The organism is Curtobacterium sp. VKM Ac-2861 (genome assembly GCF_013204965.1).
Lineage (GTDB): Bacteria > Actinomycetota > Actinomycetes > Actinomycetales > Microbacteriaceae > Curtobacterium.
The window spans coordinates 60,246-83,976 of record NZ_JABMLA010000002.1; the positions used below are offsets into that span (position 1 = coordinate 60,246).

Here is a 23,731-nt window from a genome sequence, read left to right on the forward strand (position 1 = left end):
CCCTCAGCGCGGGGCGGACAACGCGCGCCGGTCAGGAGCGCAGGAACGCCAGCGCGGCTTCGCGGAACGCCCGCGACGTCGGCGCGTTGAAGTGGTTGCGCCCCGGGATCTCGAAGAACGACGCGTCCGGGGCCGCCTGCGCCAACCGCACGGCGCTGTCGCGGATGCCGTCCTCGCTGCCAGCGGCCATCAGGATCGGCTGCGCGGGGGCGTTGTCGGGCGTCGGCTCGATGCTGTTCCGCATCCCCTCGACCATCGCCACGAGCGCCGCGAGGTCGTTCCCCTCGACGTTCCCCGCCATGGTCAGGTAGCCGTTGGTCACGCGGTCCTCGATCGGGGTGCCGTCCGCCAGGTACGCCTTCGCCTGGTCGACCCGCACGCGGCGCATCGGGTCGGCGTCGGGGATCCCGCCGAACACCGCGCGGGTGATGCGGTCCGGCAGCCGTTCGGCGGTGTGCCACCCGACGCGTGCACCGAGCGAGTACCCGAGGAACGCGACCTCGTCGAGCAGGTACGTGTCGATCACGGTGGTGACGTCCGCCACGAGCAGGTCCATCGAGTACGCACCGGGGTCGCGCGGCTTCGCGCTCGCGCCGTGCCCGCGCTGGTCGAACGCCAGCACGCGGTACCCGGCGCGGACGAGGTCGCGGGTCCAGCCGGAGGCGTGCCAGTTCAGCACCGCACCGGAGGCGAACCCGTGCACCGCGACGACCGCAGGGGCGTCGGGATCGCCGAAGTCGTAGGTCGCGATCCGGAGGCCGTCGGGCGACATCACGATGCGGGGACGGGGCGCTTCGGGGACGAGTGACATGTCCCCTCCAGGGTACCGGGGCACTGTGGTCGCCATGGACGGCTACGGCGGTGACCAGATCCGGGCGGCAGAGCGGCCGCACCTCGATGCGGGTGAGCCCCTCATGCAACGAGCGGCCGACGGGCTGGCCCGCATCGTCGGCGACCTGCTCGACGATCCGGCCGTCCGGCCGGGCGACGGACCGGGGTCCGTCCTCCTGCTGGTGGGCAGCGGCGACAACGGTGGTGACGCCCTGTTCGCGGGTGCGCGGCTGGCGGCGGCCGGGAGGCACGTGGCAGTCTTGCGCGTCGGCTCACGCGTGCACGAGGCGGGCCTGGCAGCGGCGCTGGACACCGGGGCGCGCCTCCTCGATGATCCTGCCGGACCGGAGGCTGCGGTGACGGACGCGGCACTCGACGCCGACCTGGTGCTCGACGCGATCCTCGGGATCGGGGTGCAGGGGCCTGCGGCCCTCCGCTCCCCCGCCCGCGAGGTCGTCGACGCCATCCGTGAACTCGCCCGCGACCAGCGCGCACCGTTCGTCGTCGCCGTCGACGTGCCGAGCGGCATCGACGTCGACACCGGCGGGATCGCGGACGACCACGTCCTGCACGCCGACGTCACGGTCACATTCGGCGGGGTGAAGGCCGGGTTGCTGACGGGGCCGGCCGCCACCCTCGCCGGACGGATCGAGCTGGTGGACGTCGGGATCGGTGCGGACCTGGCGACGATGGAGCCGCTGGTCCGCACCTGACCCCGATCCGTCAGCGCAGCCGTCCCTCAGTGGTGCTGGTACAGGACCGGCTCCGGCAGTCCGTGCTCGGCGCGGATGCTCCGCGCGATGCCCTCGACGGCGATGAGCGCGTCCACCACGAGCTCCGGCGTGACCGGGAACGGCATGTTGTGGATGGTCTCGCCCTCGACGGTCGCGGCCTCGGCCACGGCGCGGAGCTCCGTCGTGTCGTCGACGGTCAGGCCGATCTCGGTCAGGGTGTTCGGCAGGCCGACCTTCGTGGTGAAGACGACGAAGTCCTCGATCTCCTCGGCCGGTGCACCCTCGAGCACGAGCTGCGCGATCGTGCCGATGTTGACCTTCTGCCCGTGCGCCAAGCCGTGCGCCTGCGGAGCGGCGGTCAGTCCGTTGTGGATCGCGTGCGCTGCCGCCAGTCCGCCGGACTCGAACCCCAGGCCCGACAGCAGGGTGTTCGCCTCGACGACCTTCTCGAGCGCGGGCGTGACGACCTTGGCCTTCACGGCCTCGATGGCCTGCAGGGCGTTCTCGTGCAGCAGCTTCCAGGACAGCTCGGCGAGCGCGACGCCGGTCTCGGTCTGCAGCCCGCCGGCCATGGTGTCGGCGTTCGCACGCTTGGCGGCACGGGCCTCGACCCAGGTGGCCAGGGCGTCGCCGATGCCCGCGACCAGGAACTGGACGGGAGCGTTCGCGACGAGCTTCGTGTCGATGAGGACGAGGTCGGGGTTGTGCGGGAAGAACCGGTACTCGATGAACTCCCCTTCCTCGGAGTAGATCACCGCGAGCGCCGAGGTCGGGGCGTCGGTGCTCGCCGCCGTCGGGACACTCGCCCAGCGGATGCCGGCCAGGTGCCCGGAGGCCTTGGCCGCGTCGATCGCCGAACCGCCGCCGAGCCCGACGATGACGTCCGCGTCGGTCGACCGGATCTGCTCGACGAGGTCGTCGACCGCCTTCGGCGTCGCGAAGCGACCGAAGCCGACCCGCTCGACCCGCAGGTCGGCCGCCTGGAAGCTCGTCGTCACCGCGGCCTCGACGATGCCCCACACGACGTCGTCGGCGACGATCAGGGGGCGCTTGCCGATGGGGGCGACGAACTCGCCGACGCGGGTGATCGCGTCCTTGCCCTGCACGTAGCGGGCGGGGCTCATCACGGTGCTGATGGGAGTGGCCATGGTTGCGGTTCCTTCCGGTTGTACGACACGTGTCGGGGTCGCCGACGTCCCAGACGGTACGCGCGGGGCATGCGTGCGGCGTGCGAGTCCCGTGGGCCGTACATTCGGGGGCATGACGTTCAACGACGATTCGCAGCTCAAGGGCGGCAGGGTGAAGCGCCGGGGTCGGACGGCCGCGGTCGGCGGCGGCGCCGTCGGCGTCACGGCGATCGTCGTCTTCCTGATCGCGCAGTTCACGGGCTTCGACCTCAGCGGGTTCGTCGACGGCGGCAGCGGCACGACGCAGATCCAGCAGCAGGGCGAGACCGTGGACGCCGCGCCGGAGTGCCGCACCGGGCGAGACGCCAACCTCAAGGTCGAGTGCCGGATGGAGGGCGCAGCCGAGTCACTCGACGGCTACTGGACGGCCGAGGCCCGGAAGCTCGGAATCTCGTACACGGCGCCGGACTTCTTCCTGTTCGACGGCTCGACTGACACGTCGTGCGGTCAGGCGTCCGCTGCAACCGGGCCCTTCTACTGCCCGCCGGACCGCGCGATCTACCTCGACACCGCGTTCTACGACGACCTGCAGTCGAAGTACGGGTCGTCGGGCGGGCCGCTCGCGCAGATGTACGTCGTCGCGCACGAGTGGGGCCACCACATCCAGCAGCTGCAGGGTGCCTTCGCGAGCACGGACCGATCGGGCACCGGGGCCTCGTCCGGCAGTGTCCGCGTCGAGCTGCAGGCCGACTGCTACGCCGGCGCCTGGGTCGGCGACGCGGCGAACACCGAGGACGCGAGCGGCGAGACCTTCTTCGAGCCGATCAGCCGGTCCGAGATCGCCGATGCCCTGTCCGCCGCGAGCGCCGTGGGCGACGACAGCATCCAGGAGCGCTCGAGCGGCCGGGTCGATCCGGACTCGTTCACGCACGGCTCGAGTGAGCAGCGCCAGAAGTGGTTCGTCCGCGGCTACCAGCAGGGCGCGACGAGCTGCGACACGTTCAGCGTCCCTGGTTCGTCGCTGTAGCGATCAGCCCTTCGTCGGCGTGGGCGTCGGTGTCGCGCTCCGCGTGCGGGACGGCGTCGCGCTCGGCGTGGGGGTCGGGGTGGGGGTCGGGGTGGGCGTCGCCTCGGTGGCACCGGCCGCGGTGACCACGAAGGTGCGGAAGTCGTCGTTCGTGATCGGCGACGTGAGCTCGTACTGCTGCCCGTTGACGAGCACCAGCGGCGTGCCGGGGAAGTCGCTCAGGGTCGACCCGGGGATGTCGCCGCCGGACACCGCGGTCGTCTGCTCGTCGACCCACTTGCTGTAGTCCTGGTCGGCGATGCAGCTCGTGACGGCCCGGCGGTCCTGCAGGCCGGAGACCCCGGTGACGACCTTGGTGAGCTGCGCGTCGGTGAGCCCGGGTGTGCCTTCTTCCGGCTGCTCGGCGTAGAGCGCCTTGTTGACCGCGTAGAACTGGTCCGGCGAGTGCTCGGCGACGCAGGCCGCGGCGTTCGCGGCGCGCAGTGAGTACTTGGTGCCCTGCGATCGGTTCGACAGGACCGCGAGCGGGTGGATGTCGACGGTGGCGGCGCCGGAGTCGACGAGGCTCTCGATGTAGTCGCCGTTGGCCTGTTCGAACTCGCCGCAGGTCGGGCAGAGGTAGTCGACGTACAGCGTGATGCGCACCGTGCCCGCACCAGCGGTCGCCGAGGCGCTCGGCGACGCACTGCTCGACGCGGTCACGGGCTTGAGCCCCTCGCCGAGGGTGATGCCGCCCTGCGACATGGTCGAGGGCCCGGGGCCTGCTGGCTTCACGGAGTCGACCAGGACGAGCGTGACGACGGCGGCCGCTGCGAGCAGCACGACACCGAGTCCGATCTGGAGTCCGAGCCGGGTGCCGCGCTGGCGGCGCTTCTGCTGTGTCCTGTGGCGCTGCGCTCGCTGTCGGGCGGCTTCGCGGCGCTCGTTCCGCGCGGCGCGGGCGTCACCCTCGGGGCGGTTGGTCATCGGTGCGTCGTCCTCCTGATCGGCGTCCGCACGACCTACCCCCGCTCGGCGGACGGACCCGGCGATTGTAGTGGGCCGCTCTGGGAACCACCCAACCACGCTCTGGGAACCGACCGGCCAGGGGGAAAACACTGGCGCACCCGCGAGAACTCGTGTTGTATGAACCTCGATGGTCGACGACGACCATCCGGGGCCCTCGCGGGCTGACCGCTTCACTCGGATCGTCCGGCACGTACCTGCCGGTGAAGAAAGGACCGAACGCTCATGGCGTCCGTCACCTATGACAAGGCAACCCGTCTCTACCCCGGAGGCAACCGTCCCGCGGTCGACTCCCTCGACCTGGACGTCGCCGACGGCGAGTTCCTCGTCCTCGTCGGCCCCTCGGGTTGTGGCAAGTCCACCTCGCTCCGCATGCTGGCCGGCCTCGAAGAGGTCAACTCCGGTCAGATCCGAATCGGCGACCGCGACGTCACGGACGTCCCGCCGAAGGACCGCGACATCGCGATGGTGTTCCAGAACTACGCGCTGTACCCGCACATGACCGTCGCCGAGAACATGGGCTTCGCGCTCAAGATCGCCGGTGTCGGCAAGGACGAGCGCGCCACCCGCGTGCAGGAAGCCGCGAAGCTCCTCGACCTCGAGGACTACCTCGGCCGCAAGCCGAAGGCGCTCTCCGGTGGTCAGCGTCAGCGCGTCGCGATGGGCCGTGCGATCGTCCGTCAGCCGCAGGTGTTCCTCATGGACGAGCCGCTGTCGAACCTCGACGCCAAGCTCCGCGTCCAGACCCGTACGCAGATCGCGTCGCTCCAGCGTCGTCTCGGCGTCACCACGGTCTACGTCACGCACGACCAGACCGAGGCACTGACCATGGGTGACCGCATCGCGGTGCTCAAGGACGGCATCCTGCAGCAGGTCGGCACGCCGCGTGACCTGTACGAGAAGCCGAACAACGTCTTCGTCGCGGGCTTCATCGGCTCGCCGGCGATGAACCTGCTGCCGGCCGACGTCGTCGAGGGCGGCATCAAGTTCGGCACGCTCAACCACGCGATCGACCGCGACACGCTCTCCAACGCGCGTTCCGCCCAGATCACCGTGGGCATCCGCCCCGAGGACGTCGTCGTGGCGCAGTCGGGCGAGGGCCTGCCGGTCACGGTCGACGTGGTCGAGGAACTCGGCGCCGACGGCTACCTCTACGGTCACGCCGACGTCAAGGGCACGCGCGTCGACATCGTCGCTCGCGTGGACGGCCGTTCGCACCCGTCGATCGGTGACACCATCGTGGTGACGCCGAAGTCGGGCCACGTGCACGCCTTCGACACCGAGTCGGGCGAGCGCCTGGACGACAAGGCCGTCGTCAGCGCGTAACCGAAGCGCACTCCCCGAGAGCCCGCGCCGCCTCACAAGGGCGGGTCGCGGGCTCTCGGCTGTCCCCCACGACACCGAAGGATCCACCGTGCCCGACTCGATGTCCATCACCGCAGCCACCGTCGACCCCGGCCTGCTCGACCTGCCGTGGGACCTGCCGCTGGCGGATTGGCCGGACGACACCATCGTGGCCCTGCCGAAGGGGATCTCGCGGCACCTCGTGCGCTTCGTGCACCTGAGTGGGTACGTCGCCGCCGTGAAGGAGACCGGCGAGGAGATCGCGCGATCCGAGTACGAGATGCTCCGCACGCTGCAGCGCATGGACGTGCCGTGCGTCGACCCCGTCGCCGTCATCACCGGTCGGGTCGACGCGGACGGCGAGCAGTTGCACCCCGTGCTCGTGACGCGGCACCTGCGCTTCTCGCTGCCGTACCGCGCGCTGTACTCGCAGACCCTGCGCCCGGAGACCGCGACCCGTCTCGTCGATGCCCTGGCGCTGCTGCTCGTCCGGCTGCACGTCATCGGCTTCTACTGGGGCGACGTGTCTCTGTCGAACACGCTGTTCCGTCGCGACGCGGGCTCGTTCGCCGCGTACCTGGTCGACGCCGAGACCGGCAAGCTCTACCCCGGCGGCCTGTCGAACGGGCAGCGCGAGAACGACCTCGAGGTCGCGCGCGTGAACATCGCCGGCGAGCTCCTCGACCTCGAGGCCGGCGGCCGTCTCGACGAGAACGCCGACCCCGTGGACGTCTCCAACCGGATCGTGGCGCAGTACCGGACGCTCTGGACCGAGCTCACGGGCACCGAGCAGTTCGACATCAAGGAACGCTGGCGCATCAACGACCGCGTCGAGCGGCTCAACGAGCTCGGCTTCGACATCGAGGAGCTCTCGATCCACACGACCGAGGGCGGTTCGCAGGTGCGGATCCAGCCGAAGGTCGTCGACGCCGGACACCACCAGCGACGCCTGCTGCGGCTGACCGGCCTGGACGCCGGCGAGAACCAGGCCCGACGCCTGCTCAACGACCTCGACTCGTACCGGGCACGCAACGGCCGCGACGAACTCGACGAGGAGATGGTGGCGCACGAGTGGGTCTCGCGGGTCTTCGAGCCCGTCGTCCGCTCGATCCCCCGTGACCTGCGCGGTCGCCTCGAACCCGCGGAGGTCTTCCACGAACTGCTCGAGCACCGCTGGTTCATGTCGCAGGAAGAGGAGCGGTCGGTCTCGCTGCCCGAGGCCACCACGGCGTACATCAACGACGTGCTGCGCCACCGCCGCGACGAGCGCCTGCTCATCAACCCGCCGACGTCGTCGATGACGCTGCCGATCCCCGTGGTCGACGACGCGGACCCCGCAGACGACGACGCCGACGTCCAGGACTGGCGCACCACCGTCTGACCCGCCCGGGCCCGCGCCCGTCCCGTCCCGCACGCCCGGGCCGTTCCGCGCGCCCGCCCCCGTTCCGTTCCGTTCCGTTCCGTTCCGCCGAGGTTCCGAAATCTCGGAACCTCGGCGCGCAAGACGGCCGTGTGTGGAACCTCGGCAGAACGCACTCGGCGAGTCGTGGAACCTCGACACGACGCACGCGGCGCGTCGCGGAACCCCACGGACGCACAGGAGGCCCGGTGCCGGTCTCGCGGACCGGCCCCGGGCCTCCAGGCAGTGCCGTCGACGGCCCCCAGCGGCCGGGCGGACGCCGGTGCGGCTACTCGGCGCGACGGCGCCGGGCGACCTCCCACAGGGTGACGCTCGCGGCGATGCCGGCGTTGAGGGACTCGGTCGCACTCGAGATCGGGATCGACACGATCGCGTCGCATGTCTCGGTGACCAGGCGCGACAGCCCCTTGCCCTCGGAACCGACGACGATCACGATCGGGCGGTCGGCGAGCGCGAGGCCGTCGAGCTCCACGTCGCCGTCGCCGTCCAGACCGAGGACGAACAGGCCCATCGACTTGAGGGACTTCAGCGTCTGGGTGAGGTTCGGGGCCATCGCGACGGGCGTGCGGGCCGCGGCGCCGGCGGAGGTCTTCCACGCCGACGCGGTGACGCCGACCGAACGACGCTGCGGCACGATGACGCCGTGTCCGCCGAACGCGGCGGTCGAGCGGATGATCGCCCCGAGGTTGCGGGGGTCGGTGATGCCGTCGAGCGCGACGAGCAGCGGGACCTGGTCGCGCGAGAAGGCCTGCTCGACGATGTCCTCGGACACGGCGTACTGGTACGCCGGCACCTTGAGCGCGACGCCCTGGTGCACGCTGTCGTGGCCGGTGATGCGGTCGAGCTCGGGGCGCATGAGCTCGATGATCGGCACGCTGCGGTGGTTCGCGAGCGTCAGGATCTCCTTGACGCGGTCGTCGACCTCGATGCGCGACGCGATGTAGAGCGTCGTCGACGGGGTCTTCGTGCGCAGCGCCTCGAGCACGGAGTTCCGTCCGGTCACGAGCTCGGAGTCATCGGTCTTCCGGGCCGGCGGACGACCGGTGCGGCCCTGCGGGGTGCTCGAGGAACCGTGACGGCCCTTGGCTGCCTCGAAGCGGTCCTTCGCCGCCTTGCGCTTGCCGGCGGGGTGGTACGGCCGGTCCTCGGCCTTCGGGGTCGGCTTGCGACCCTCGAGCGCCTGGGCACCCTGACCACCGGAACCGACCTGCTTGTTGCCCTTGCGACCGGTGCGGACGGCGCCGGGCCGACCCTTCTTGCTTCCCGAGACGTTCTTCATGCGTAGCTCCTGTTCGGCACTGCCGTGTTCAGGCGATGCTCCAGCGTGTTCCGGACGGCGTGTCCTCGATCGTGATGCCCGCGGCGGCGAGGTCGTCGCGCACGCGGTCGGCCGCAGCGAAGTCCCGTGCTGCCCTGGCGTCCGCGCGCTCCTGCACGAGGCGTTCGACGAGAGCGGCGAGCGGGCCTGCCGAGGTGTCCTGACCGCCCCCCGACCAGTGGGCGGCTCGCGGGTCGATGCCGAGGACCTCTACCATGGCGGCCACCTGATGGTACGCGACCCCGAGCGTTTCCGCATCGTCGGTGTCCAGGGCAGCGTTGCCGGTGCGCACGGTCTCGTGCAGGACGGCCAGCGCCTGGGGCACTGCGAGGTCGTCGTCCATCGCGGCGGCGAAGGCGTCCGGCACGGCGGGGGCGTCGGCGAGGTGCACGCCTTCGAGCCGCACCTCGGCCCGCTGCAGGAACCCGTCGATGCGGTCGTAGGCGGCCTCGGCCTCGGCCAACGAGCCGTCGTGGTGGTCGATCGAGGAGCGGTAGTGCGCGGCGCCCAGGAAGTACCGCACCACGGCCGGACGGGCAGCGGCCAGGAAGTCGGCGGCGAAGATCGAGTTGCCGAGCGACTTCGACATCTTCTGGCCCTCGACCGTGACGAGCCCGTTGTGCAACCAGTACGACGCGAACGGGTCGCCCGCCGCGGTGGACTGCGCGAGCTCGTTCTCGTGGTGCGGGAACCGCAGGTCGAGTCCGCCGCCGTGGATGTCGAACGCCGGACCGAGGTACCGCCGCGACATGGCGGAGCACTCGATGTGCCAGCCCGGACGACCGGGGCCCCACGGGGAGTCCCACGACGCGGTCGACGGCTCGCCGGGCTTCGCACCCTTCCAGAGCGCGAAGTCGCGGGCGTCGCGCTTGCCACGGGGGTCGGCGTCGGCGGCCTCGACCATGTCCTCGCGACGCTGCCGGGTGAGCGCCCCGTAGGACTCCCAGCTGCCGGTGTCGAAGTAGACGTCGCCCGAGTCGTCGGCTGCGACGTAGGCGTGGCCGCGGTCGATGAGCTTCGTGATGATGTCGTGCATCTGCGGCACGCTCGCTGTTGCCCGCGGCTCGTAGGTCGGGGGCAGGATGCCGAGGGCGTTGTACGCGGCGGTGAACTCGAGCTCGACGCGGTAGGCGCGGGCGAACCACGCTTCGTCGGTGCCGGCGGCCAGGTCGAGCACCTTGTCGTCGATGTCGGTGACGTTCCGCACGAGGGTGACGCGCAGACCGCGGTACGTCAGCCAGCGGCGCCAGATGTCGTAGACCAGGGCCGAGCGCAGGTGTCCGATGTGCGGCGACGACTGCACCGTCGGACCGCAGACGTAGACGCTGACCTGTCCGTCGACCAGGGGGACGAGGTCGACGACGGCTGCGGCGCGGGAGTCGTAGAGGCGAACGGTCACGATCCCAAGCCTAGGACGTCAGGCCGGTCGGGTGACGGCCGTGGCGATCGCGGCGAGCCCCTCGCCCCGGCCGGTGAACCCGAGGCCGTCGGTCGTCGTGCCGGACACCGCGACGGGGGCACCGACGACGGCGGACAGGGCATCCTGCATCTCCGCACGACGGGCCCCGATGCGCGGCCGGTTCCCGATGATCTGCACCGTGACCGACACGGGTACGAGGCCGGCGTCGGCGAGCAGCCCGACGGCACCGCGGATGAAGACGTCCCCGGCGGCTCCGGCGTAGGCGGGGTCGGCGGTGCCGAACGTCCCACCGATGTCACCGAGGCCACCCGCGGAGAGCAGGGCGTCGCACACCGCGTGTGCCACGGCGTCACCGTCGCTGTGCCCGGAGAGGCCGGGTTCGCCGGGGAAGTCGAGCAGGCCGACGCGGCACGGCGACTCGACGTCGAACGCGTGCACGTCGACCCCGAGCCCGAGCCGGACCGCCGAGGCATCCGGGACTCCCGAGGCCGTCGCGCGTGACCGGACGATCGACTCTGCTCGTCCGAGGTCCCACGGCGTCGTGATCTTGAAGGCATCGGCGTCGCCCGGCACGAAGCGCACCGTGCCACCGGCCGCCTGGAACACGCCGGCGTCGTCGGTCTCGGACTGCGTCGACACCGCGTACGCCCGTCGGAGTGCGTCGAGCGGGAAGCCCTGCGGCGTCTGGACCCCGACGAGCGCGGACCGGTCGACGGTCTCGACGACCACGTCGCCGGACACCCGCTTGACCGTGTCGGTGACGGGGAGCGCGGGGACGACGCCGTCACCGGTGCCGGTCGCGACCGAACCCTCGACCGCGTCGAACACCCGGTCGAACTGCGCGGCCGGCGTGAGGCACCGCGCCGCATCGTGCACCAGCACCGCGGTGACGGAGTCCGGCAGCACGCCCAGGCCGGCCTGGACCGAACCATGGCGATCCGTGCCTCCCGGAACCACCGCCGTGTACGCGACCGCGGCGCCCGCGACCGAGGCGACCACCTGACGGCAGTCCTCGAGCAGGGTCGACGGCGCGACCACGACGACCAGCGTCGGAGCCGACAACGTGAACAGCGGCTCGAGCGCCCGCGCGAGCATGAGCTGCCCCGCGACGGGCACGAACGCCTTCGCGGTGCCGATGCCGAGCCGGGTTCCGGACCCGGCTGCAACGACGACGACCGCCCGGTCCACCCCTTCGGGGAACCGTGCGGTCGTCGTGGTGTGCAGTGCGCTCAGGACGCGAGGACTTCGTCGAGGACGGTCGATGCCTTGTCCTCGTCGGTCTTCTCGGCCAGGGCCAACTCGGAGATCAGGATCTGCCGCGCCTTGGCCAGCATCCGCTTCTCGCCCGCGGACAGGCCGCGGTCCTGATCGCGTCGCCAGAGGTCGCGGACGACCTCGGAGACCTTGATGACGTCCCCGGAAGCGAGCTTCTCGAGGTTCGCCTTGTACCGGCGCGACCAGTTGGTGGGCTCTTCGGTGAACGGCGCCCGGAGGACCTCGAACACCTTGTCGAGCCCTTCCTTGCCGATCACGTCGCGGACTCCGACCAGGTCGACGTTGTCCGCCGGTACCTCGATCGTCAGGTCACCCTGCGTGACCCGCAGTTTCAGGTAGACCTTTTCCTCGCCCTTGATGACGCGCGTCTTGACTTCAGAGATGGTTGCCGCCCCGTGGTGGGGGTAGACGACGGTCTCGCCGACCTCGAATTGCATGTATCAGGCTCCGTTCCCAGACTTCCAGTTTACCACAAGGGGTGTTCGGGTAAGGGGACCCTCAGCACTGGGCCTTCCCGGTGATCGCTAAGATGGAGCGGGACCGTCTGGTCCTCATCGACTTACGGAGGAATCTCTTGCGAGCTCGGGTACTCGTGTCCGTCGCCGTTGCGGCAACCATCGCGCTGGGCGCCACCGGGTGCGAGTTCATGTCGCCCGCGCACACCGTCGACATCAAGCAGATCACCGACGGCGTCAACGTCTCGACCGGCAAGGTCGACGTGCGGAACGCCATCCTCATCTCGGACGACGGCGAGGGTGCGCGGTTCATCGGCACGCTGGTGAACAACTCCGACACCGACGGCATCACCGTGTCGGTCGAGATCGGTGGCGACACCGAGACCGTGCTGGTGCCGGCGAACTCGCACGTCGACCTGGCGAACGACTCGCAGCACGACACCCTCGACTTCGACAGCGCGGACGCGAAGCCCGGTTCGCTCGTCAAGGTGTACTTCTCCTACCCCGACGCCGAGGGCGTCTCGGCCAACGTGCCGGTGCTGACCACCTCGCAAGAGGAGTACGCAACCCTCGCGCCGACCTCGACCCCCGAGCCGTCCAGCCAGATCACGCTGCCGGTCGAGACCCCGTCGGCCACGCCGACGGACGGCGAGTAGCCGCTCCGCGCAAGCGCCACCGCGTCAGACAGGAGGTCCGGTGCGAGTCCCAGGGACTCGCACCGGGCCTCCTGTCCGTCCGTCTCAGGCCTCGATGCGGTACCCGAGACCGCGGACCGTCACCAGGATCTCCGGGGTGGACGGCACGCGCTCGATCTTCGAGCGGATGCGCTTGATGTGCACGTCGAGCGTCTTGGTGTCGCCGAAGTAGTCGGAGCCCCACACCCGGTCGATGAGCTGCCCACGGGTGAGCACCCGGCCGGCGTTCCGGAGCAGCAACTCGAGCAGCTCGAACTCCTTGAGCGGCATCGCCGTCTCCGACCCGTCCACCGACACCGTGTGCCGCTCGACGTCCATCCGGATGCCGCCGACCTGCAGGATCCCGCTGTCCGCCGGGTCGTCCTCGGTGCGGCGGCGCAGGACGGCACGGATGCGGGCCAGCAGCTCGCGCGTCGAGTACGGCTTCGTCACGTAGTCGTCCGCGCCGAGCTCGAGCCCGACGACGATGTCGACCTCGGAGTCCTTCGCCGTCAACATGATGATCGGCGCGTTCGACCGGGTGCGGATCTGGCGGCAGACCTCGGTGCCGGAGAGCCCCGGCAGCATGAGGTCGAGGAGCACCAGGTCCGGGTTCTCCGAGTCGAACTTCGACAGCGCGGTCACGCCGTCGGCCGCAACGGAGGTCTCGTACCCCTCACGCTGCAGCAGGAACTCCAGGGGCTCGCTCAGGGCCGGCTCGTCGTCGACGATGAGGATCTTGGTCACGATGGCTGCTCTTCCAGTTGCTCTTCGAGTGCGGTGGTCAGTTCGGTGTCCGCCTCGGGCAGGCGGATGGTGAAGGTCGAGCCCTTGCCGGGCTGCGACCAGACACGGACGTCGCCGCCATGGTTGCCGACGACGTGCTTGACGATGGCGAGCCCCAGGCCGGTGCCGCCGGTGGCCCGTGACCGTGCCGGGTCGACACGGTAGAACCGCTCGAACACGCGGTCCAGGTCGGCCTCGGGGATGCCGACGCCCTGGTCGGTGATCGCGATCTCGACGAAGCCCTTCGCGGACCGGACGCCCACGCCGACGCGGGTGCCGTCGGGCGAGTACTTCACCGCGTTGGCGATGAGGTTCGAGACGGCGACCTGCAGCAGGCCCGGGTCGCCCATCACCCGGAGCTTCGACTTCTTCGCCCGGATGATCTCGATCGAGCGGGCGCGCGCGACGACCTCGTTCGCGTCGACCGCGGCCTGCACGATCTTGTCGACACCGGTCTCCTCGCTGTTCTCCAACGCGTCGACCGACTGCAGCCGGGACAGCTCGATGATGTCCTTCGTCAGGGCGCCGAGCCGCTCGGACTCGGTGATGAGCTGCGCCGCGAACTTCTTGACGTGCTCCGGGTCGTCGGCCGCGATCACGAGCGTCTCGGACAGCAGGCCGATGGCGCCGATCGGGGTCTTCAGCTCGTGCGAGATGTTGGCGACGAAGTCACGGCGGACCTCGTCGATGCGCCGGCTCTCGGTCAGGTCGTCGGCCGTGATGAGCACGTACCGGTTGCCGAGCTGCGCGGCCCGGAAGCTGAGGTAGCCGATGAGCTCCCCGTGCCGTCCGCGCGGGAGCTCGAGGTCCTCCGCCCCCATCTCGCCGCTCTTGCGCACCCGGTCGACCAGGTCGAGGAGCTCCTGGTGCACGAGCCGGCGCCGCACGACGAGCCCGACGGTCAGTGCCTGGGGCGATGCGGCCACGACCGTGTTCGACGGGTCGATGACCACCGCCGGGTTGTGCATCGTCGCGATCACCGCTGCGACGCCGTCCGGCAGGGTGCGTTCCGCCACGTCTGCTGCACGAGCCGTGCGCTCGGCGGTGATGATCAGCACCACGACGCCCGCGCCGAAGACCCCGCCGAGGAGCATCGACAGTGGCACGAGCCACGCGTTGTCCATGCCGCCAGTGTAGGGATGGTCATGCGGGGTTCCGGTACCGTTCACCCGTCCCGGAAGGCCGGATCGCGAAGCGTTCAGCCCCACGTCACCGTTCGTTCACCTGGGCTGACGACACTCGTCCGGTACGCAGAGAGAGGTACTCCCCCATGCGCGAAGTCTTCCAGCAGGAACTCCAGGACGTCCAGGAGCGACTGACCGAGATCGCAGGACTCGTCGAGTCCGCCATCACCCGGGCCACCCAGGCCTTCAGCGACTCCGACGTCGCCCTCGCCGAGGAGGTGATCGCGGACGACCAGAAGATCGACGAGGCCGCCAACAGCCTCGACGAGATCGCCATCGACATCCTGGCCCGCCAGGCTCCGGTCGCCCGCGACCTGCGCGTCGTCGTCACCGCCCTGCGCGTGAGCTCCTCGCTCGAGCGCATGGGCGACATGGCCGAGCACATCGCGCAGCTCGCCCGCCAGCGCTTCCCCGAGAAGGTCGTGCCGAAGGGACTCCGCGGCACCTTCAAGGAGATGGGCAAGCACGACGTCGCGATGTCGCAGAAGCTCACGCGGCTGCTCGCGACCGAGGACATCGCCCTGGCCGCGGAGATCCGCGACGAGGACGACGCCGTCGACGAACTGCACGCGAGCGTGTTCGACTTCGTGCTCGGCGAGGCGTGGAAGGGCGGGCCGATCGACACCGTCGACGCCACCCTGGCCTCCCGCTACCACGAGCGCTTCGCGGACCACGCGGTGTCGATCGCCAAGAAGGTCGAGTACCTGGCGACCGGCGACTGGACCGGCGCCTCGAGTTCGACCGCCGCGGTCTGAGCGCCGTGGTCTGACCGCGGTTGCGCGGTCTGCGAGGATCGAGGCATGGCTCAGGTCGCGATCATCGTCAACGGCATGCCCGGTTCCGGCAAGAGCACGATCGGCGCTGCGCTGGCCGAGGTGCTCGGCTGCCCGTTCCTGTCGAAGGACCGGATCAAGGAGCCCCTCGCCGACATCGTCGGGCCGATGATCGCGTCGCGTCCGCTCGGTGGCATCGCGATGGACACCGTGTGGGCGATGGCCGGCGCGGTCGAGAACGGCGTCGTCCTGGACGCCGTCTGGGTCACCCCGGAGAGCCGGGACTTCCTGACCGCCGGGCTCCTGACGGCCGGTTCGCCGCGTGCCGTCGAGGTCTGGTGCCACGTCGACCGCGCGACGGCCGACGAACGCCTGCGGGACCGCTACGAGCCGGACGCTCCGATCCGGCACGAGGTCCACGGCGACCTGGCGTCGATCCTCGACACCTGGGACACCCTCGGCTCCACCGCGGGACCGACCGGGCTGCTCCCCGTCGTCCGCGTCGACACGACGAAGCCCTACGACGTCGGTGCCCTCGTGCAGGAGATCGCGTCGCACTTCGTCTGATCAGGAGCCGACTGCCCCGCCGAAGCGACACGTCGTCGGAGCGGTGATCCGTTCCTCCCGGCAGAGCGACAGGAGTCGGCGGAACGTTCGCGGCACACTGTCGCTTTCGCGGCCCCCACAAGCAGAACGACGAACGCCCCGCCCGGAGACCGGACGGAGCGTTCGTGTGCGCGGTGCTACTTCTTGGCGCCCTGGGCGGCCACGGCGGCAGCGCCGGCGGCAGCGGCCTCGGGGTCGAGGTAGTACGCCGGCTTCGTCGGACGGAAGTCGTCGTCGAGCTCGTACACCAGCGGGATGCCCGTCGGGATGTTCAGCCCGGCGATGTCGTCGTCGGAGATGTCGTCGAGGTGCTTGACGAGCGCGCGGAGCGAGTTGCCGTGGGCGGTGACCAGCACGGTCTTGCCCTCGCCCAGGTCCTTCGTGATGTCCGACTCCCAGTAGGGCAGCAGGCGGTCGATCACGAGCTTGAGCGACTCGGTGCGGGGCAGCTGGTCGCCGAGGTCGGCGTAGCGGCGGTCACCGGCCTGCGACCACTCGGCGCCGTCGGCGATGGGGGGCGGCGGGACGTCGAACGACCGGCGCCACTCCATGAACTGCTGCTCGCCGTACTCGGCCAGCGTCTGGGCCTTGTCCTTGCCCTGCAGGTCGCCGTAGTGGCGTTCGTTGAGGCGCCAGTCGCGCTTGACCGGCAGCCAGGCGAGGTCGGCCTGGAGCAGCGCGATGTCGGCCGTCTGGATCGCGCGGGTGAGGAGCGAGGTGTACAGGACGTCGGGGACGATGCCCGATTCGGCGATGAGGTCGCCGGCGCGCTTCGCCTCCTTCTCGCCCAGCTCGCTGAGCCGGACGTCGACCCAACCGGTGAACAGGTTCTTCTGGTTCCAGTCACTGTTTCCGTGACGGAGCAGGACGAGCGTGGAGGTCATGCTCCCGAGTCTACCGAGCGTCGGCAGGCCCGTACCCTTGACGTCATGCCCATCGGGAACGTGACGCGCGGGACGACCGGGTACAACCGGCTCCGCCGTGTCGACCGGTGGATCGCGTCGCTGCCGGCGCTCCGCAAGGCCGACGACCCGCTGGTCGCCGACGTCGGGTACGGGGCCTCGCCGACGACGACGCTCGAGCTGCGCGACCGTCTGGCCCTGGTGCGTCCGGACGTCGAGGTCACCGGCATCGAGATCGAACCGGCACGCGTGGCGTTCGCGAACGCGGGCACCCGCGACGGCGTGACGTTCCGGCTCGGCGGCTTCGAGACGCCCACGCCCGGGCAGCGCCGACCGGCCGTGATCCGGGCGTTCAACGTGCTGCGGCAGTACGACGAGTCCGCCGTGGTGGGGTCGTGGCGGATCATGCAGGACCGGCTGCAGCCCGGCGGCGCGCTGGTCGAGGGGACGTGCAACGAGGTCGGGCGGGTGGCCTCGTGGGTGACGCTCGACGAGCATGCGCCGGTGTCGTTCACGGTGTCGCTGCGGCTCGCCGGACTCGACGTGCCGTCGATCGTCGCCGAACGGCTGCCGAAGGCGCTCATCCACCGGAACGTGCCGGGTGAGCGGGTGCACGCGTTCCTGCGCGACCTCGACCTGTCGTGGGCGGTCGCGGCGCCGCTCGGCACGTACGGGCCCCGGCAGCGGTGGATCGCCACGGTGCGGGGCATGCGCGACCGCGGGTGGCCGGTGCTGCACGGGCCGACGAGGTGGCGGCTCGGCGAGCTCAGCGTGCCGTGGGCCGCGGTCGAGCCCGCCTGACGGGGGCGGCGGCGGCGCGGCGGCGGGACTGCGCCACGGCGGCGGCGCATTCGCGACGATCCACGAGTCGATCACCGCGTGCGCTGTCGGAAGATGCACACGCACACGATGCGTGCGCATCACCCGACGGAACACCAGTCGATCAACTCGTGGACCGTCGGAAACCTGCGCACACACCAGGCGACCGACGACCGGCGGACGGAGCCTACGAGCGCTTGACGGCTCCGAGCCGGGGCAGCCGAGGGACGTTCGCCGTGGCGCCGGCCTCCGGCGGGACGATGGTCTCCTGCGCCGCCGTCACCACGACGTCGTCGGCGGTGAGCGTCAGCGTCGCGGTTGGGTCGAGGGAGCGCTTCACCACGGCGAGCCCGATCGGACCGAGCTCGTGGTGGACCGCCGAGGCCGACAGTCGCCCGACTTCCTTGTCACCGAGCATCACGGGCGTGCCCGGAGCCGGCAGCACGGCGTCGGAGCCGTCGAGGTGCAGCTGCACGACCCGACGCGGCGGGTGCCCGAGGTTGTGCACCTTCGCGACGGTCTCCTGCCCGCGGTAGCAGCCCTTCGTCAGGTGCACGGCGGAGCGGAGCCAGTCGAGCTCGTGCGGGATGGTGCGCTCGTCGGCATCGGACAGCGTCGGACGCCAGGCGGCGATCCGCAGTGCCTCGTACGCGAGCAGCCCCGCGACGGGTTCGTCCGACGCAGCGATCGCGTCCGAGGTACCGGGCGTGACCACGGCGATGCGGAGGGTCCAGTCGGAGCCGGGGTGGGCCTCCTGGGCGGCGTAGCTCCACCCACCGGGCGTGACGGCTGCCCACGGGTCGACCCACTCGACGACGGGTGGGTCCGGCAGGACGGTCGACGCGAACGGAGCGGCCTCGCCGAACCAGCCGAGGGTCGCGAAGTCGGCCGAACGGTCGGCGACCTCGACCCGGAGCATGAAGCGCATCGAGTCGAGCCAGGCGGCGAGCGGTGCGGCGTCCTGCGACTCGGTGAGGAGCCACACGACCGCACCGTCGTCGGCCACGCGGGCGGCGTGCTCGACGCGGCCGGACTGGTCGAGCACGAGGGTCTCGGTGCTGACACCGGTCGGCAGACCGGTCAGCTGCTGCGAGGTGATCGAGTTGAGCCACGACAGGCGGTCCGGCCCGGAGACGGTGACGACACCGAGACCGAGCTCGACGACCGCGCGGCCACGGGCCAGCAGCCGCTGCTCACCCAGGGGGTTGCCGAAGTGGGCTGCAGGTGCGCCGGGCGCATCAGACGCCGCGACGAAGCCGTCGCGCACCGCCAACGCCGACATCAGTCGACCTTCGCGAGCTGCCCCGAGGCGTGCGAGGTGAGTTCGCGACCGAGGGCGGCGATGTCCCACGCCCAGAACAACTTGCCCTCGACCAGGCCGTACAGGCGGGTCGCGGCGGAGTAGTCCTTCGCGTTCGGCGAGCGCATCACGGCGTCGGTGGCCAGGTCGATCCGGCCCTTGAGGACGCGGCCGACGTAGAGCTCGTTGACGCCCGTCGGGTGCACGATCGCGGCCTCGACGTCGAAGCCGTCGGTGGTGTTGCGCAGCGCCTCGACGCTCTCGACGGTGGTGAACGGCGTCGGTCCCTCACCCAGGAGCATCGCGGGGCCGCGGTCACCGGGTTCGGTCGGACGGTCGATCCGCCAGTAGCCCATCTCGGCAGCGAGCGGGGTGTGGTCGTCGTCGAGCAGCCACGTCGTGGACGAGTAGTTGAGGTACGGCAGGCCGTCGTGGCTGAAGCTCACGCGCTGGCCGAACTCGTAGGTGCGGGGTGCCTCTTCGTCACCGACGGGGTACTCCACGACGCCGGTGCCCTCCCAGACGCCGACGAGCCACGACAACGGGACCAGTTCGGGCGCCAGGCCCTCGGGGAGCTCGATCAACGCTGACCCTTGAACAGCTTCACGACGACGACGACCGAGATGAACGCGATCGCGAGCGACGCCAGGCCGAGGAGGCCCACGTAGAACAGCTCGAGCGCAAGCAGCGAATCCATGCCCCGGAGTCTACGCGGCTCGGCTCAACGCGCCAGGAGCACCACCGCGGTGACGAGCACCACGACGAAGGCACCGGACGACGCGATGCTGATCCGTTCGACCAGTCCGTCCTTCGTCGCGGTGATGAGCTGGAGCACGAAGCTCACCATCACGCAGGCGACGAACACGAGCAGCAGCCAGGCGAAGGCGTCGCGCTCGGCGAGCGTCAGGACGAGCACCGCCCCGACGACGGCCAGGATCCAGACCGGCAGGACGGACGTCAGCTTGAGGCGCCGCTGGTCGGTGGGCTGCACTGGCTGGGTCACGCGTTCCATCATGACAGGGGTGACGCCCGGCGCGCAGGCGCAGCGGCTCCGCGCCCGGCGCGCGCTTGCGGGTTGCCGCGCAAACCGTCCGGCCGGATGAGGACTTCCCGAGCATCACTAGGATGTGTCCACGACGTCATCCACCTGCGGAGGTCCTGTGGCACAGCTCCTGGTACTCACCTCGACCGCGCCCGGCGACGTCCTGCCGAGCCTCGGTCTCCTGAGCCACAGGATCCGTCACGTGCCGGCCGAGGCCGCACAGCTGGTCAACGCGCCGCAGAGCGACCTGATGTTCGTGGACGCCCGCACCGACCTGGTCAGCGCGAAGGCCCTGTGCAAGATCCTCGCCTCGTCCGGCTCGACGACGCCCATCGTGCTCGTCGTGACCGAGGGTGGCCTGACCGCCGTCAACAGCGAGTGGAACGTCGACGACGTGGTGCTCGAGAGCGCGGGCCCGGCCGAGATCGACGCCCGCATCCGGCTGTCCGCGGGCCGTGCGGCAAAGGGGCAGTCCAGCTCGAAGATCCAGGCGTCGGGTGTCGTCATCGACGAAGCCAGCTACTCGGCGAAGGTCCGCGGCCGGCCGCTCGACCTGACGTTCAAGGAGTTCGAGCTCCTGCGCTTCTTCGCCACGCACCCGTCCCGCGTCTTCACGCGCGAGCAGCTGCTCAGCGAGGTCTGGGGCTACGACTACTTCGGTGGCACCCGAACGGTCGACGTGCACGTCCGACGTCTCCGCGCCAAGCTCGGCGACCTCGAGTCGCTCATCGGCACCGTCCGCAACGTCGGGTACCGCTTCAACGTCTACGACGACGAGGCCGAGCGCCTGATGGGCCAGTAGTGCCGGACCTCGCACGGTTCGTCGTGCCCGGTGAAGCACCGCCGTTCTCGGACCAGACCCTGGTCGACGTCCGCGCCGGGCGCGCGACCGTCCTCGCCGTCGACGACGGGGTCGCCGTGGTCCGTGACGGCGAGCTGGAACTCGTGGTCGACCGGGAGGCCCGTGGTCGCGGCACCGGCACCGCCCTCGTCACGCAGGCGCTCGCGCTGGGCGGCGGGGCCGCTCCCGTGCTCGCGTGGGCGCACGGGGACCACCCCGCAGCGCGGGCCCTGGCCGATCGGTTCGGCTGGCGCGCGGTCCGCACCCTGCTGCAGCTCCGGGCGCCGATCGACGGTACCGACGCCCCGTCCGTCGACGTGCCGGCTGGGTACAGCCTGTCCGCCTTCAGCCCCGGGTCCGAGGACGAGGCCGACTGGCTCGCCCTCAACGCCGCGGCCTTCGCGCACCACCCCGAGCAGGGCCGGATGACGCTCGACGACCTGCACGCCCGCGAATCGGACGCCTGGTTCTCGGGCGAGGACCTGTTGCTGCTCCGCGACGCCTCGGGGCAGCTCGCCGGCTCGTGCTGGCTCAAGGTCGAGGACGGCATCGGCGAGTTCTACGCCGTCGCCGTCCGACCCGACCTGCAGGGGCAGCGGCTCGGCGGGGTGCTCATGCGTGCGGGGACTGCTCGGTTGACCGGGCGTGGGCTGACCGCCGCTGCACTGTACGTCGAGGGGGACAACGAACCCGCGCTGGCGCTGTACCGGCGATCCGGGTTCGAGCAGCACGCGATCGACGTGCAGTACGCCGCGCCGGAGCAGGCAGAGGCGCCGACCGGCCGGTAACATTGCGTGGTCGGCGAGGGGTCGGCCAGCGGGGGAATCGGGAAGTCGGGGACGCAGTGGCGCAGTACGGTCAGGGTGAGCCACTCGGTGCGTCGTACCGGTTGGTCGAGCTGCTCGGGACCGGTGCCACCGGCGAGGTCTGGCGGACAGAACACACCGCGACCGGCGAGCACGTCGCTGCGAAGCTGCTCCGCGCTGAGCTCGCCGCCGACCCGCAGATCGTCGAACGCTTCGTCCGCGAGCGCTCGGTGCTCCTCGCGCTGCAGCACCCCTCGATCGTGCGGGTGCGGGACCTGGTCGTCGAGGGCGACCGGCTCGCGATCGTCATGGACCTGGTGCCCGGTGGGTCCGCGCGCGATCTGCTCGCATCGAACGGTCCGCTGACCCCGCGGGACGCTCTGACGATCACCGCCGAGACCCTCGATGCCCTCGCCGCGGCACACGAACGCGACGTGACCCACCGCGACGTCAAGCCCGACAACGTGCTGCTCCAGACCCCCTGGGCCGCCGGTGCGACGGGCGACGTCCGGGTCACCGACTTCGGCATCGCGTCGGTCGTCGCCGAGCGTGAGCGCACCACCACCGGGCTCCTCGGCACGCCGCAGTACATGGCGCCCGAGTCGATCAGCCACGGCCGCGCCGGTCCCGCTGCGGACGTCTACGGCGCCGGGGTCATGCTCTACGAGCTGCTGTCCGGCCGCACGCCCTTCGCCGGGCCCGGCACGGACTTCGCCGTGGCGTACCGGCACGTCACCTCGAACCCACCGCCGCTCGACGTGCCCGATGCGCTGTGGTCCGCGATGTCCGCCCTGCTGACGAAGGACCCGAACAGCCGTCCGGCAGCAGCGGACGCGGCGGCGACCCTGCGGCGGCTCGCCCGGTCCCTCGCCTCGGCCCCTGCGCTGGCCGCGACGAGCGACCCGGACGCGTTCGACGAGGTCGAGCGGCCCGCCACCGTGCTCCGCGGGGTCCGTCCCGAGCGCGATGCTGATCGGGATGACACCGGGGTACTAGAGGACGAAGCCCTGGCAGGGCCGGCTCCGGAACTGGGCCCGGCCGGATCGCAGACCGTCATCCGGCCGATGGCCCGACAGCCGCTGCCGGCCGCCCCCGCTGCCGAGCCCCCACCGGCGCGTCGGTTCGCCCGTCCCGAGTGGCTGACGAACCGTGCGCTCCTGTTCGGCGGCATCGGCGTCGTGCTCGTGGCCGCACTGGTCGTCGGTGGCGTCGTGTGGCTGCCCGGTGCGCTGCGGAAGACGCCGGGCGCCGGCACCGCGACCGCACAGGCCGCCAACGCCTACCAGCAGGACCGCCCACTGCCCACGGGCCTCGCCACCACCCGCCGCGCGACCATCGACCCCGCGAAGGGCACCGTCGACCTGCGCGTCACGTACGCGGCGCAGGCGTCGGCCCTCACCGGTCCGTTCCTCGAAGTCGTGCCGGGCTCCCGCTCGGGGGCGTCCTGCCCCGCGGTCACCTGGTCCGGCGAGGGCATCTCGGCGAAGCGCAACCAGCCCTCGCTGACTGGTGTCGACACCGCGTGCGCCTGGGCCCTGTCCGGGGTCGAGGTTCCCGCCGGCGGCGACGTCACGGTCGAGGCCTCGGTGCCGCTCGCTTCCGTCACGGACGGCGCGGCGCTGCAGACGTGGCTCGACAGTGTCGGCGAGGCGACCACTGCTGCCGTGAGCGACGACTCGGTGCGCGGGACCGCCTACCCGGTCCAGCGGCTGCAGGGCGTCGAGGTCCGCACGCCCGACCGCACGGTCAGTCAGACGGCCCTGCCGGTCACCCTGGTGCCGGTGTGGCCGAACGGTGCCGACGAGCTCAACCCGCTCTACCGCAGTCCCGCCACGGGACGCCCGTCGCAGATGCTCGTCGACGTGGCCGGCGGGGAGTCCGGCGTGCGGTTCGCCGACGGCTGCTCGGGGGCGTTGGCGGTGTCGTCCGACGGGCTGGTCGTCACGGCGCTGTCGGTCGCGCCGTCGTGCACGGTGCGGGCGACGGTGGGGAACTTCACGAACCTCGAGAGCTCGCCCTTCGGGATCACGACGCGCGACTGA

The 23,731-nt window shown here is 71.0% G+C and carries 24 protein-coding genes; 11 read left to right on the plus strand and 13 right to left on the minus strand.

What is annotated here, in order from left to right; translation table 11 throughout:
* Positions 1-31 precede the first annotated feature (31 nt).
* Positions 32-811, minus strand: a complete 780-nt coding sequence (locus HQQ88_RS05100) for an alpha/beta fold hydrolase (protein WP_111085229.1) — start codon at positions 809-811, stop codon at positions 32-34.
* A 34-nt stretch (positions 812-845) separates the two neighbouring features.
* Here HQQ88_RS05100 and HQQ88_RS05105 point away from each other — a divergent pair, with 34 nt between their 5' ends.
* Positions 846-1,544: an NAD(P)H-hydrate epimerase gene (locus HQQ88_RS05105; RefSeq protein ID WP_173168847.1), complete on the plus strand. Its 699-nt coding sequence runs from the start codon at positions 846-848 to the stop codon at positions 1,542-1,544.
* Positions 1,545-1,570: 26 nt separating this feature from the next.
* On the opposite strand, the gene HQQ88_RS05110 is transcribed toward HQQ88_RS05105, so the two are convergent.
* On the minus strand, positions 1,571-2,713 hold the full coding sequence (locus HQQ88_RS05110; protein WP_131921918.1) for a glycerol dehydrogenase: 1,143 nt from the start codon (positions 2,711-2,713) through the stop codon (positions 1,571-1,573).
* A 112-nt stretch (positions 2,714-2,825) separates the two neighbouring features.
* On the opposite strand from HQQ88_RS05110, the gene HQQ88_RS05115 reads away from it, so the two are divergent.
* Positions 2,826-3,719 carry a neutral zinc metallopeptidase gene (locus HQQ88_RS05115; protein ID WP_159570316.1) on the plus strand — a complete coding sequence of 298 codons (894 nt, stop codon included), beginning with the start codon at positions 2,826-2,828 and terminating at the stop codon, positions 3,717-3,719.
* A gap of 3 nt (positions 3,720-3,722) precedes the next feature.
* On the opposite strand, the gene HQQ88_RS05120 is transcribed toward HQQ88_RS05115, so the two are convergent.
* Positions 3,723-4,685, minus strand: a complete 963-nt coding sequence (locus tag HQQ88_RS05120) for a thioredoxin domain-containing protein (RefSeq protein WP_173168848.1) — start codon at positions 4,683-4,685, stop codon at positions 3,723-3,725.
* Positions 4,686-4,949: 264 nt separating this feature from the next.
* On the opposite strand from HQQ88_RS05120, the gene HQQ88_RS05125 reads away from it, so the two are divergent.
* Together HQQ88_RS05125 and HQQ88_RS05130 are read left to right on the plus strand one after the other, a co-directional pair.
* Positions 4,950-6,050: an ABC transporter ATP-binding protein gene (locus tag HQQ88_RS05125; protein WP_123293301.1), complete on the plus strand. Its 1,101-nt coding sequence runs from the start codon at positions 4,950-4,952 to the stop codon at positions 6,048-6,050.
* Between the two features lie 88 nt (positions 6,051-6,138).
* Complete coding sequence (locus HQQ88_RS05130) at positions 6,139-7,449, plus strand: DUF4032 domain-containing protein (protein WP_173168849.1); 1,311 nt, start codon at positions 6,139-6,141, stop codon at positions 7,447-7,449.
* A gap of 307 nt (positions 7,450-7,756) precedes the next feature.
* Here HQQ88_RS05130 and rlmB read toward each other — a convergent pair whose 3' ends face one another.
* The 4 genes from rlmB to HQQ88_RS05150 are packed head-to-tail and all read right to left on the minus strand — an operon-like array spanning position 7,757 to position 11,938.
* Entirely contained in the window at positions 7,757-8,767 is a 1,011-nt protein-coding gene (gene rlmB, locus HQQ88_RS05135) for a 23S rRNA (guanosine(2251)-2'-O)-methyltransferase RlmB (protein ID WP_123936859.1), read from the minus strand.
* Between the two features lie 28 nt (positions 8,768-8,795).
* On the minus strand, positions 8,796-10,205 hold the full coding sequence (gene cysS / locus HQQ88_RS05140; RefSeq protein WP_173168850.1) for a cysteine--tRNA ligase: 1,410 nt from the start codon (positions 10,203-10,205) through the stop codon (positions 8,796-8,798).
* 18 nt (positions 10,206-10,223) lie between these two features.
* Positions 10,224-11,414, minus strand: a complete 1,191-nt coding sequence (gene ispD, locus HQQ88_RS05145) for a 2-C-methyl-D-erythritol 4-phosphate cytidylyltransferase (RefSeq protein WP_173168851.1) — start codon at positions 11,412-11,414, stop codon at positions 10,224-10,226.
* Positions 11,415-11,455: 41 nt separating this feature from the next.
* Positions 11,456-11,938, minus strand: coding sequence for a CarD family transcriptional regulator (locus HQQ88_RS05150; protein ID WP_017888066.1), 483 nt, complete (start codon positions 11,936-11,938; stop codon positions 11,456-11,458).
* A 155-nt stretch (positions 11,939-12,093) separates the two neighbouring features.
* Between HQQ88_RS05150 and HQQ88_RS05155 the strand changes: the two genes are divergently transcribed.
* The gene (locus tag HQQ88_RS05155; protein ID WP_173168852.1) at positions 12,094-12,612 is read left to right on the plus strand and encodes a DNA modification methylase; all 519 of its coding nucleotides are present in this window, start codon (positions 12,094-12,096) and stop codon (positions 12,610-12,612) included.
* Between the two features lie 84 nt (positions 12,613-12,696).
* Here the strand turns inward: HQQ88_RS05155 and HQQ88_RS05160 are convergent, their stop codons facing one another.
* Both HQQ88_RS05160 and HQQ88_RS05165 read right to left on the minus strand, forming a co-directional pair.
* Positions 12,697-13,377 carry a response regulator transcription factor gene (locus HQQ88_RS05160; protein WP_111085241.1) on the minus strand — a complete coding sequence of 227 codons (681 nt, stop codon included), beginning with the start codon at positions 13,375-13,377 and terminating at the stop codon, positions 12,697-12,699.
* Complete coding sequence (locus HQQ88_RS05165) at positions 13,374-14,540, minus strand: cell wall metabolism sensor histidine kinase WalK (RefSeq protein ID WP_111085243.1); 1,167 nt, start codon at positions 14,538-14,540, stop codon at positions 13,374-13,376. Before HQQ88_RS05165 ends, HQQ88_RS05160 begins: the two co-directional genes overlap by 4 nt.
* Before the next feature lie 146 nt (positions 14,541-14,686).
* Here HQQ88_RS05165 and phoU point away from each other — a divergent pair, with 146 nt between their 5' ends.
* Together phoU and HQQ88_RS05175 are read left to right on the plus strand one after the other, a co-directional pair.
* A complete protein-coding gene (gene phoU / locus HQQ88_RS05170; RefSeq protein ID WP_123293296.1) occupies positions 14,687-15,355 on the plus strand; it encodes a phosphate signaling complex protein PhoU in 669 nt (222 codons plus the stop codon).
* Positions 15,356-15,400: 45 nt separating this feature from the next.
* Positions 15,401-15,940 carry an AAA family ATPase gene (locus HQQ88_RS05175; protein WP_173168853.1) on the plus strand — a complete coding sequence of 180 codons (540 nt, stop codon included), beginning with the start codon at positions 15,401-15,403 and terminating at the stop codon, positions 15,938-15,940.
* 176 nt (positions 15,941-16,116) lie between these two features.
* Here HQQ88_RS05175 and HQQ88_RS05180 read toward each other — a convergent pair whose 3' ends face one another.
* The gene (locus tag HQQ88_RS05180; RefSeq protein ID WP_123293294.1) at positions 16,117-16,863 is read right to left on the minus strand and encodes a phosphoglyceromutase; all 747 of its coding nucleotides are present in this window, start codon (positions 16,861-16,863) and stop codon (positions 16,117-16,119) included.
* A 45-nt stretch (positions 16,864-16,908) separates the two neighbouring features.
* On the opposite strand from HQQ88_RS05180, the gene HQQ88_RS05185 reads away from it, so the two are divergent.
* On the plus strand, positions 16,909-17,682 hold the full coding sequence (locus tag HQQ88_RS05185) for a class I SAM-dependent methyltransferase (protein WP_132099064.1): 774 nt from the start codon (positions 16,909-16,911) through the stop codon (positions 17,680-17,682).
* A 205-nt stretch (positions 17,683-17,887) separates the two neighbouring features.
* Here the strand turns inward: HQQ88_RS05185 and HQQ88_RS05190 are convergent, their stop codons facing one another.
* The 3 genes from HQQ88_RS05190 to HQQ88_RS05200 form a co-directional block, all read right to left on the minus strand.
* Entirely contained in the window at positions 17,888-18,982 is a 1,095-nt protein-coding gene (locus HQQ88_RS05190) for a folate-binding protein YgfZ (RefSeq protein ID WP_173168854.1), read from the minus strand.
* Positions 18,982-19,584 (minus strand): FABP family protein, encoded by a 603-nt coding sequence (locus HQQ88_RS05195; RefSeq protein WP_123293291.1) that lies wholly within the window; start codon positions 19,582-19,584, stop codon positions 18,982-18,984. The genes HQQ88_RS05190 and HQQ88_RS05195 overlap by 1 nt, the downstream gene beginning before the upstream one ends.
* 137 nt (positions 19,585-19,721) lie before the next feature.
* Positions 19,722-20,003: a hypothetical protein gene (locus HQQ88_RS05200; protein ID WP_123936868.1), complete on the minus strand. Its 282-nt coding sequence runs from the start codon at positions 20,001-20,003 to the stop codon at positions 19,722-19,724.
* Between the two features lie 157 nt (positions 20,004-20,160).
* On the opposite strand from HQQ88_RS05200, the gene HQQ88_RS05205 reads away from it, so the two are divergent.
* The 3 genes from HQQ88_RS05205 to HQQ88_RS05215 are packed head-to-tail and all read left to right on the plus strand — an operon-like array spanning position 20,161 to position 23,731.
* Positions 20,161-20,844, plus strand: a complete 684-nt coding sequence (locus HQQ88_RS05205; protein WP_123293289.1) for a winged helix-turn-helix domain-containing protein — start codon at positions 20,161-20,163, stop codon at positions 20,842-20,844.
* Positions 20,844-21,671: a mycothiol synthase gene (gene mshD, locus HQQ88_RS05210; RefSeq protein ID WP_132099066.1), complete on the plus strand. Its 828-nt coding sequence runs from the start codon at positions 20,844-20,846 to the stop codon at positions 21,669-21,671. Before HQQ88_RS05205 ends, mshD begins: the two co-directional genes overlap by 1 nt.
* 56 nt (positions 21,672-21,727) lie before the next feature.
* Entirely contained in the window at positions 21,728-23,731 is a 2,004-nt protein-coding gene (locus HQQ88_RS05215; protein WP_123293287.1) for a serine/threonine-protein kinase, read from the plus strand.

Coding starts and splice junctions, on each gene's coding strand:
- rlmB (WP_123936859.1), bottom strand. CDS start 8,767: ATGAAGAACGTCTCGGGAAGCAAGAAGGGTCGGCCCGGCGCCGTCCGC.
- HQQ88_RS05110 (WP_131921918.1), bottom strand. CDS start 2,713: ATGGCCACTCCCATCAGCACCGTGATGAGCCCCGCCCGCTACGTGCAG.
- HQQ88_RS05165 (WP_111085243.1), bottom strand. CDS start 14,540: ATGGACAACGCGTGGCTCGTGCCACTGTCGATGCTCCTCGGCGGGGTC.
- HQQ88_RS05120 (WP_173168848.1), bottom strand. CDS start 4,685: ATGACCAACCGCCCCGAGGGTGACGCCCGCGCCGCGCGGAACGAGCGC.
- HQQ88_RS05115 (WP_159570316.1), top strand. CDS start 2,826: ATGACGTTCAACGACGATTCGCAGCTCAAGGGCGGCAGGGTGAAGCGC.
- HQQ88_RS05105 (WP_173168847.1), top strand. CDS start 846: ATGGACGGCTACGGCGGTGACCAGATCCGGGCGGCAGAGCGGCCGCAC.
- HQQ88_RS05190 (WP_173168854.1), bottom strand. CDS start 18,982: ATGTCGGCGTTGGCGGTGCGCGACGGCTTCGTCGCGGCGTCTGATGCG.
- phoU (WP_123293296.1), top strand. CDS start 14,687: ATGCGCGAAGTCTTCCAGCAGGAACTCCAGGACGTCCAGGAGCGACTG.
- HQQ88_RS05175 (WP_173168853.1), top strand. CDS start 15,401: ATGGCTCAGGTCGCGATCATCGTCAACGGCATGCCCGGTTCCGGCAAG.
- HQQ88_RS05125 (WP_123293301.1), top strand. CDS start 4,950: ATGGCGTCCGTCACCTATGACAAGGCAACCCGTCTCTACCCCGGAGGC.
- HQQ88_RS05185 (WP_132099064.1), top strand. CDS start 16,909: ATGCCCATCGGGAACGTGACGCGCGGGACGACCGGGTACAACCGGCTC.
- HQQ88_RS05180 (WP_123293294.1), bottom strand. CDS start 16,863: ATGACCTCCACGCTCGTCCTGCTCCGTCACGGAAACAGTGACTGGAAC.
- HQQ88_RS05150 (WP_017888066.1), bottom strand. CDS start 11,938: ATGCAATTCGAGGTCGGCGAGACCGTCGTCTACCCCCACCACGGGGCG.
- HQQ88_RS05100 (WP_111085229.1), bottom strand. CDS start 811: ATGTCACTCGTCCCCGAAGCGCCCCGTCCCCGCATCGTGATGTCGCCC.